The 8306-nt window shown below is 67.7% G+C and carries 7 protein-coding genes; 2 read left to right on the top strand and 5 right to left on the bottom strand.

What is annotated here, in order from left to right; genetic code table 11:
- From FFS27_RS24040 to FFS27_RS24025, 4 genes are all read right to left on the bottom strand, one after another.
- The coding region (locus FFS27_RS24040) for an extracellular solute-binding protein (protein WP_137952247.1) at positions 1-561 on the bottom strand (561 nt) is incomplete at its 3' end.
- Between the two features lie 163 nt (positions 562-724).
- On the bottom strand, positions 725-2107 hold the full coding sequence (locus FFS27_RS24035; RefSeq protein ID WP_021263253.1) for an aspartate aminotransferase family protein: 1383 nt from the start codon (positions 2105-2107) through the stop codon (positions 725-727).
- Between the two features lie 30 nt (positions 2108-2137).
- Complete coding sequence (locus tag FFS27_RS24030) at positions 2138-3571, bottom strand: APC family permease (protein WP_021263252.1); 1434 nt, start codon at positions 3569-3571, stop codon at positions 2138-2140.
- Between the two features lie 57 nt (positions 3572-3628).
- A complete protein-coding gene (locus tag FFS27_RS24025; RefSeq protein ID WP_023100722.1) occupies positions 3629-5119 on the bottom strand; it encodes an aldehyde dehydrogenase in 1491 nt (496 codons plus the stop codon).
- Between the two features lie 350 nt (positions 5120-5469).
- Between FFS27_RS24025 and FFS27_RS24015 the strand changes: the two genes are divergently transcribed.
- Both FFS27_RS24015 and FFS27_RS24010 read left to right on the top strand, forming a co-directional pair.
- The gene (locus FFS27_RS24015; protein WP_003084035.1) at positions 5470-6390 is read left to right on the top strand and encodes a LysR substrate-binding domain-containing protein; all 921 of its coding nucleotides are present in this window, start codon (positions 5470-5472) and stop codon (positions 6388-6390) included.
- 337 nt (positions 6391-6727) lie between these two features.
- The gene (locus tag FFS27_RS24010; protein ID WP_003084019.1) at positions 6728-7657 is read left to right on the top strand and encodes a LysR family transcriptional regulator; all 930 of its coding nucleotides are present in this window, start codon (positions 6728-6730) and stop codon (positions 7655-7657) included.
- Between the two features lie 84 nt (positions 7658-7741).
- Here FFS27_RS24010 and madM read toward each other — a convergent pair.
- Positions 7742-8306 (bottom strand): malonate transporter subunit MadM (madM, locus tag FFS27_RS24005; RefSeq protein WP_109390477.1); only part of this gene is annotated, 565 nt, incomplete at its 5' end.

Raw genomic sequence — 8306 nt, 5'->3', positions numbered from 1 at the left:
GTCCTCCGCCTTCACCCCGTCGGCCAGCAACGCCACTTCCAGGGTGTACTTGGCGCCCTTGCGCAGGCCACGCTTGCCGGGGAACTCGCGGACGTTCCAGAAATCCGCCCAGGACTGCGGCGCCCTGGCCAGCTTCGTCGAGTCGTAGGCCATCACCATCGACCAGACGTAGGTGGCCACCCCGCACTCGCTGAAAGTGCCGGGGACGAACTGCGCGGGGTCGCCGAAACGCGCCGGGTCGAGGCGTTCGAACAGCCCCTCGTCGCAGCCGCGGAGCAGTTCGGGGCTCTCCACCTCGACCACGTCCCAGCTGACCTTGCCGACGTCGACCATGGCCTTCACCTTGGCCATTTCGCCGTTGTATTCGCCGGCGACCACCTGCCCGCCGCCGCTTCGCTCGAAGGGTTTGAAATAGGCCTGTTCCTGGGCGGCCTTGGTCGCGCCGCCGAAGGAGATCACCGTCAGGCTCTGGCTCTGCGCCTGGGCCGCCGCGGCGAACGCCAGGCCGAACAGGGACAACCGGGAAAACACGTGTGCGTACTGGTGCAAGGACTTGTACATGGAACACTCCCACAGCCGATTGGCATTGTTGTGATGTTGCTGAGGCAGTTGCCGGCCAGAGGCCGAAACGGTTCCGCGCGCGGTCGCCAGGCGCCGCATCGTCGTTATGGGGGGACGCTCCGTGTCGCCGGCGACCCGGCCGAGGCCGGGCCGCCGGGGCGCGTCAGAGCACGCCGATCTCGCGCGCGGTGCGATCCACCGCGATACGGGTCTTGTCGATCAGTTCGTCGATCTCGGCACGCCCGGCCACCAGCGCCGGGGCCATGATCATGCGGCCGAGGGTGGAGCGGATGATCACGCCCTCCTCGAAGCCGATGGTGCGGCAGCGCCAGGCCAGATCGTTCTCGTTGGCGAAGCGCTTGCGGGTCGCCTTGTCCTCGGCGAACTGCAGCGCGGCGACGAAGCCGGCGCCCTGGACCTCGCCGACCAGCGGATGGTCGCCGAAGACCTCGCGCAGGCAGCGTTGCAGGTAGGGACCGGTCTCCTCCCGGACCCGCGTGACCACGCCCTCGTCGCGCAGCGCCTTGAGGTTGGCGATGGCCACCGCCGCCGCCACCGGGTGGCCGGAATAGGTCAGGCCGTGGGCGAACACCCCGCCCTGCTCCACCAGCACCTCGGCGATGCGCTTGCCGAGTACCAGGCCGCCCATGGGGATGTAGCCGGACGTCAGGCCCTTGGCGATGGACAGGGTGTCCGGCTGGAAGCCGAAGTGTTCGTGGGCGAACCATTCGCCGGTGCGGCCGAAGCCGCCGATCACTTCGTCGGCGCACAGCAGCACGTCGTACTGCCGGCAGATGCGCTGGATCTCCGGCCAATAGCTTTGCGGCGGGAAGATCATGCCGCCGGCGCCCTGGAAGGGCTCGGCGACGAAGGCGGCGACGTTCTCCGCGCCCAGCTCGAGAATCTTCTCCTCCAGTTGCAGCGCCGCGCGGCGACCGAACTCGGCCGGGCTCAGCTCGCCGCCGTTGGCGTACCAGTAGGGTTCGTCGATGTGGGCGAAGTCCGGCAGCATGCCGCCCATCTCGTGCATGAGCTTCATCCCGCCGAGCGCGGTGCTGCCCAGGGTCGAGCCGTGGTAGCCGTTCCAGCGGCCGATCATGATCTTCTTCTGCGGCTTGCCGAGGATCTGCCAGTAGCGCCGCACGGTACGGATCAGCACCTCGTTGGCCTCGGAGCCGGAGTTGGTGTAGATCGCGTGGCTGTAGTGGTCCGGCAGCAGGCTGAAGAGCATCTCGGAAAGCTCCACCACCGCCGGGTGGGTGGTGTGGAAGAACATGTTGTAGTACGGCAGTTGTTCCAGCTGGCGGCTGGCGGCGGCGGCGAGGTCCTGGCGGCCGTAGCCGAGGTTGGTGCACCAGAGGCCGGACATGCCGTCCAGGTAGCGCTTGCCGTCGTTGTCCCAGAGCTGCAGGCCATCGCCGCGGACCATCACCCGCGGGCCTTCGCGGTTCAGCGCCTTCTGGTCGAGGAAGGCGTGGATGTGGTGCGCGGCGTCCAGTTGCTGGTAGTCGCGGGTGTCGCGCTGCGGGTTGAGCTGAGCGGTCATCGTCTGTGTTCTCCTTGTTCCCTTGGCGCGTCAGGCCGAAGGGGATTGCAGGGGATCGAGGGCGACGGACTTGCCCTGGGCAGTCTCACCGGCCGTCTCGAGCGGTTCGGGTACGAAGAGGGGCTTGCGCATCACGCCCTTGATCCACACCACCGCCACCAGCGAGACCACGCCCAGCACCACGCCGGCGCTGGCGAAGATCCGTCCGGTCATTTCCGGGGTCGGCGAGACGTGGACTACCGCGTAGATCATCCCGGCGATGCCGAACATTTGCGGCAGCGGGTAGAACGGCGTGCGGAACGGACGGGCGATGTGCGGATAGCGACGGCGCAGGGCCAGCACGTCGACGTGGGCGATGATGTAGGCCAGCAGCCAGGCCAGCGCGGCGGCGAGCAGCAGCAGGTTGATCGAGTCCGGGTCCTGGCCGAGGATCAGGATCGGCAGGCCGGTGATCGCGGCGACGAACAGCACCGCCACCCAGGGCGTGCGCGCCCGCCGGCTGAGCTGCTTGAATTGCGGGAAGGCCTGGCCGTTCTGCGCCATCCCGTAGAGCATCCGCGGGATCGCCGCCAGCGACGAGTTGAGGGTGCTGCAGGTGGCGGTGATCGCGGCGATCACCAGGAACATCTGGCCGTACTCGCCGAACACGCGGTTGGCGAAGAGGAAGTGTGGCAGCGGGTCGCCGGCCAGTTCCGCCTGCGGGATGCACAGCAGCGCACCGAAGCAGTAGAGGGCGATGGTCAGGAAGATGATGCTCAGGCCGAGGATCATCGAACGCGGGATGTTGCGCTCCGGACGCCGCGTCTCCTCCACCAGCGGGCAGACGAACTCGGCGCCGACGAAGCCCCACACGGCCATCGCGGTGAGCGCCAGGGCGCTTACCCCGAGCGGGTTCCAGCCGCTCGCCAGGGCGGTCTGCACGGAGGCGTGCTCGCTGCTCACCGCACCCAGGCCGAGTACCAGCAGGACGATCATCATCAGCAGCGCCAGGGCGCTCTGCAGGCGCGCGAAGATGTCGATGCCGAGCAGGTTGAGCAGGGTGAACAGGCCGAGCACGCCGTAGGCCACCAGCATCGGCGGCAGCGCGCCGGGGTAGACCTTGCCGATGATCAGGTCGAGCAGCAGCAGTTCCGCCGAGAGGGCGAACATCGCCACCACCACGTAGCCGGAAAAGGTCGCCAGGATCGCCGGGAAATGCCCGATGGCCACCTCGGTGTAGCTGCTCAGGCTACCGGCGCGGGGAATCATCAGTGCCAGCTCGGAAAAGGAAAAGGCGTAGCTCAGCGCCAGCAGGTAGGCCACTCCCAGCGGCACGATGAAGCCCAGGCCGGCCGTCCCGGCGCCTTGCAGCATCAGCACCATCACGCCCTGGGAAACCACCAGGCCGATGGCCACCGCCAGCAGCGGTCCCAGCCCGAGCACGCGGCGCAGGGCCGGCTCACGCACGTTCGGTGTGTCGTTCATTCGATCGTCCTCTTGTTGTCGTTATCGGCATCGAGTCGTGTCGCGTCCGTCGCGTCTTCAGCGCAACTGGAACCAGGTCGTCTTCAACTGGGTGTACTTGTCGAAGGAATGCAGCGACAGGTCGCGACCGAAGCCGGACTGCTTGCCGCCGCCGAAAGGCACCGCGACGTCCAGCGCGTCCACGGTATTCACCGACACCGTTCCGGCATTCAAGCGCCGCGCCACCCGGTGCGCACGGTGCAGGTCGTCGCTCCACAGCGAGGCGGCGAGGCCGTAGCGGCTGTCGTTGGCCAGGCGTATGGCCTCGTTCTCGGAGTCGAAGGCGCTGATCGCCAGCACCGGACCGAAGATTTCCTCGCGGGCCAGCTGCATGTCCGGGCGTACGTCGCCGAACAGGGTCGGTTCGATGAAGTTGTCCGAACCGTTGATCGTCAACTGGCGGCCACCGCCGAGCAGGGTCGCGCCCTCGCCTTGTGCCCGCTCGATGGCGGCGAGGATCCCGGCGGTCTGCCGGCGGTCGACGATGGCGCCGGCGCGGCTGGCCGGGTCCAGCGGATCGCCCGGCTGCCAGTCGCGGGCCTTGGCCAGCAGGCGCTCGACGAACTCGTCGTGGATCGAACGCTCCACCAGCAAGCGCGAGTTCGCCGAACAGACCTCGCCCTGGTTGAAGAAAATGCCGAAGGCGGCCTTTTCCGCCGCCAGGTCGAGATCGCGGCAATCGGCGAACACCAGGTTCGGACTCTTGCCGCCGCACTCCAGCCAGACCTGCTTGAGGTTGGATTGCGCGGAATACTGCATGAAGTACTTGCCGACCTCGGTGGAGCCGGTGAACACCAGTGCGTCCACCTCCGGGTGCAGGCCGAGGGCCTTGCCGGCCTGCTCGCCGAGGCCCGGCACCACGTTCAGCACGCCTTCCGGCACCCCCGCCTCCAGGGCCAGCTCGGCCAGGCGCAGGGCGGAGAACGGCGACTGCTCGGCCGGCTTGAGCACCACCGAGTTGCCGGCGGCCAGGGCCGGGGCGAGCTTCCAGGCGGCCATGTCGAGCGGGAAGTTCCACGGCACCACCGCGCCGATCACCCCCAGCGGCACGCGGGTAATGGTGGCCAGGGCCTGCTGGGCGGTCGGCGCGACCTGGTCGTAGAGCTTGTCGAGGCTTTCCGCATACCAGGCGAAGACGTGGGCGGCGCCGGGCACATCGATGTTCCAGGCGTCCATCACCGGCTTGCCCATGTTCAGCGAGTCGAGCAGCGCCAGCTCTTCGCGATGGGCCAGCATCAGCTCGGCCAGGCGCAGCAGCACGCGCTTGCGCTCGACCGGGGCGAGACGCGCCCAGGGGCCTTCGTCGAAGGCGCGGCGGGCGGCGGCCACTGCCGCGTCGACGTCGGCCGCATCGCAGGCCGCGACCCGCGCCAGCAGGCGATTGCTCGCCGGATCGATGGCGTCGAAGGTAGCGCCGCTGGCGGCCGGACGCTGGCGGCCGCCGATCAGGGCCTGGTCGATGAAGCGCTGTGTCGCGGCGCGCCGTTGCCAATCGCTGAGTTCGAACACCCCACCTTCTCCTTGTTATCTCGCCGGTCTGCGCCGGTCGTGGTTCTGCACGCATGGCCCGGACCGCCGGGAGGCGGACCGCTGTCCATGGGGTCGATGGGGAAGGATGGTCGCGCAAGCCGCGGCGAAGGAAAATTATTAAAAATGTCCTCGGGACATAAGAAAAAGCTGGCCAGGCGTGCCCCGGCAAAGTGCGTCGTGCTGGGTTATCGTGCAGGCGGGCAATCGTCGTCGCGGCCAGCGCCGCGACGCTCGGCAGCGGCCTGCAACTTGCTTGCAGCGCGGCGGACACAACAATCGAGGCGCGCACGCCCGGCCCGGGGAGGATGATGCGCCGATGAGGTCTTGCAGTGGCGTCCTATACCTTGCGGCAACTCAAGTATTTCGTGACCACCGTGGAATGCGGCAGCGTGGCCGAGGCCTCGCGCAAGCTGTACATCGCCCAGCCGTCGATCTCCACGGCGGTGAAGGGTCTGGAGGAAAGCTTCGGCGTGCAGCTGTTCATCCGCCACCACGCCCAGGGCGTGTCGCTGACCCCCGCCGGCGCGCGCTTCTACCGCAAGGCCCAGGAACTGCTGCGGATGGCCCACGAGTTCGAGCAGAACGCCCTGGCCGACAACGACGTGATCGCCGGGCAGATCGACATCGGCTGCTTCGAGACGGTCGCCCCGCTCTACCTGCCGGGCCTGATCGCCGGCTTTCGCCAGGCCTATCCGGGGGTGGAGATCCGCATACGCGACGGCGAGCAGCAGGAACTGGTGCAAGGCCTCACCTCCGGGCGCTTCGACCTGGCCTTCCTCTACGAGCACGACCTCGACTCGACCATCGAGACCGAGCCGCTGATGCCGCCGCAACGACCCCACGCGCTGCTCCCCGAAGGGCACCGCTTCGCCGGGCAGGCGCAAGTGTCGCTGCGCGACCTGTGCCTGGAACCGATGATCCTGCTCGACGTGCAGCCCAGCCGCACCTATTTCGTCAGCCTGTTCGAGGAACTCGGCCTGACGCCGAACATCGCCTTCAGCTCGCCGTCCATCGAGATGGTGCGCGGCATGGTCGGCCAGGGCTTCGGCTTCTCCCTGCTGGTCACCCGCCCGCATTCGGAATGCACCTACGACGGCAAGAAGGTGGTCATGGTCGACCTCGCCGAGCCGGTGTCCACCTCCGGGCTCGCCGCCGCCTGGCTGAAGCGCGCGCAACTGACCAAGCCGGCACGATTGTTCGTCGACTACTGCCGGGAGCAACTGGGCAAGCTCGCCGAGCGCCGGCACTGATCCTCAGCTTTCCGACATTCCAAGAGGAATTTTCTTCCTGACAAAGACGAATCCGATGACTGTGGCAAAAAGCCTCCGTTGCTAGGGTGGCCGGCGCTCCGGACCACCCCGGTCCGGCAGGTCACCGGCAGCAAGGGCACCATCCGCTGAGTTCCGTTAGCCTATCGGCGGCTCAGGCTGCCGAAGCGGGATTCCATCCGGTCAGTGCAACTCCGCCTTCCCCAAGGCGTTTCCAGGCCGTCATGCTCCGCCACGCGCTAGGACATGACGGCCCTTTTTACCCCTCCCGCGCCGCCTCAGGCACAATCCCCCGACGCCACCGGCCAGGGGAACGCGGATGCTGATCGACGAAGAAATCACCCTCAAGAAGCTGGAAACCTTCCTCGCCTTCATGCGCACCGGCAACCTGGCGCGCGCGGCGGCGGAACTGGGCACCAGCAACGTCAGCGTGCACCGCGCCATCCACTCGCTGGAAAGCGCCCTGCGCTGCCCGCTGTTCAAGCACGAGGGACGCAACCTGACCCCGCTGGAAAGTGCCTACGTGCTCGAGGAGCGCGCGCAGAAGCTGGTCCAGGAGGTGCTCGACACGGTGCGCCTGACCCGCGAGGCGGCCGGCTTCTCCGCCGAGCGTTTCAAGCTCGGCGCGCTCTATTCGCTGACGGTGAAGACCGTGCCGCAACTGATCATGGGCCTCAAGCTGCGACGCAGCGCGCTGAACATCGACCTGATCCTCGGCTCCAACGTCGATCTGTTCTACCAGCTGAAGAACATGGAGCTGGACGCCATCCTGGTGTCGCTCAACGACAGCGTCAGCGATCCCGACTGCGAGCACCTGCCGCTGTTCTCCGATGACATCTTCCTCGCCGTGCCGGTGGACTCGCCCTACGCCAGGCTCGCCGAGATCGATCTCAGCACCCTGCGCGACACGCCCTTCGTCACGCTCACCCAGGGCTTCGCCACCCATCAGGACGGCACCCGGGTGTTCCAGCAGGCCGGCTTCGAACCGCAGATCGCGATGCAGGTGAACGACATCTTCACCCTCCTCAGCATGGTCAGCTCGGGGGTCGGCCATGCGCTGCTGCCCAAACGCATCGAGGCGGTCTACGAGAACCGCGTGCGGCTGATCCCGCTGCAACCGCGCTATCGCCTGCAGCAGCACATCGGCGTGGTGTTCCTCAAGGCCAAGGAGCGCGACCCGAACCTGCTGGCGTTGCTCGCGGAGTGCCGGATGTACAGCCTGCGCCTGGAGCAGGAGGCGGCGGGATAGCGGACGGAAGTCCACATTACCGCTGGCCCGCTGACCTCTCCCCAACCCTCGCCCTTCAGGGAGAGGGTGCCCGGAGGAGCCCGCTCACCCAACCAGGCCGCGCACGCTGAAATACAGCAGCGACGGCCCCAGCAGACAACCGATGGCGGTATAGAACGCCGCGGTCAGGCAACCGTAGGGCACCAGCTTCGGGTCGGTGGCGGCGAGGCCGCCGGCGACGCCGCTGGAGGTGCCCATGAGACCACCGAAGATCACCGCCGTACGTGGATTGTTCAGGCCGATGTAGGGCGCGACGAAAGGCGTCAGGACCATCACCAGGATCGCCTTCACCAACCCGGCGGCGATGCTCAGCGCCATCACCTCGGAGCTGGCCCCCAGGGCGGCGCCGGTCACCGGTCCGACGATGTAGGTGACCGCGCCGGCGCCGATGGTGGTCAGGCTGACCGCATCGGTGTAGCCGAACGCCATGGCCACCGCGACCCCGGCGACGAACGACGAACCGACCCCGAGGAACAGCGACACCACCCCGGAAACCCCTGCCCGACGCAGTTCCTCGACATTCACCCCGAAGGCCGTGGCGACGATGGCGAAGTCGCGCAGCATGGCGCCGCCCAGCAGGCCGATACCGGACATCAGGGGCACGTCCACC

Source organism: Pseudomonas sp. 2VD, from assembly GCF_005503585.1.
GTDB lineage: Bacteria > Pseudomonadota > Gammaproteobacteria > Pseudomonadales > Pseudomonadaceae > Pseudomonas > Pseudomonas aeruginosa.
This window is presented reverse-complemented; position numbering and strand designations above follow the sequence as displayed.

Coding starts and splice junctions, on each gene's coding strand:
- FFS27_RS24035 (WP_021263253.1), bottom strand. CDS start 2,107: ATGACCGCTCAGCTCAACCCGCAGCGCGACACCCGCGACTACCAGCAA.
- FFS27_RS24030 (WP_021263252.1), bottom strand. CDS start 3,571: ATGAACGACACACCGAACGTGCGTGAGCCGGCCCTGCGCCGCGTGCTC.
- FFS27_RS24010 (WP_003084019.1), top strand. CDS start 6,728: ATGCTGATCGACGAAGAAATCACCCTCAAGAAGCTGGAAACCTTCCTC.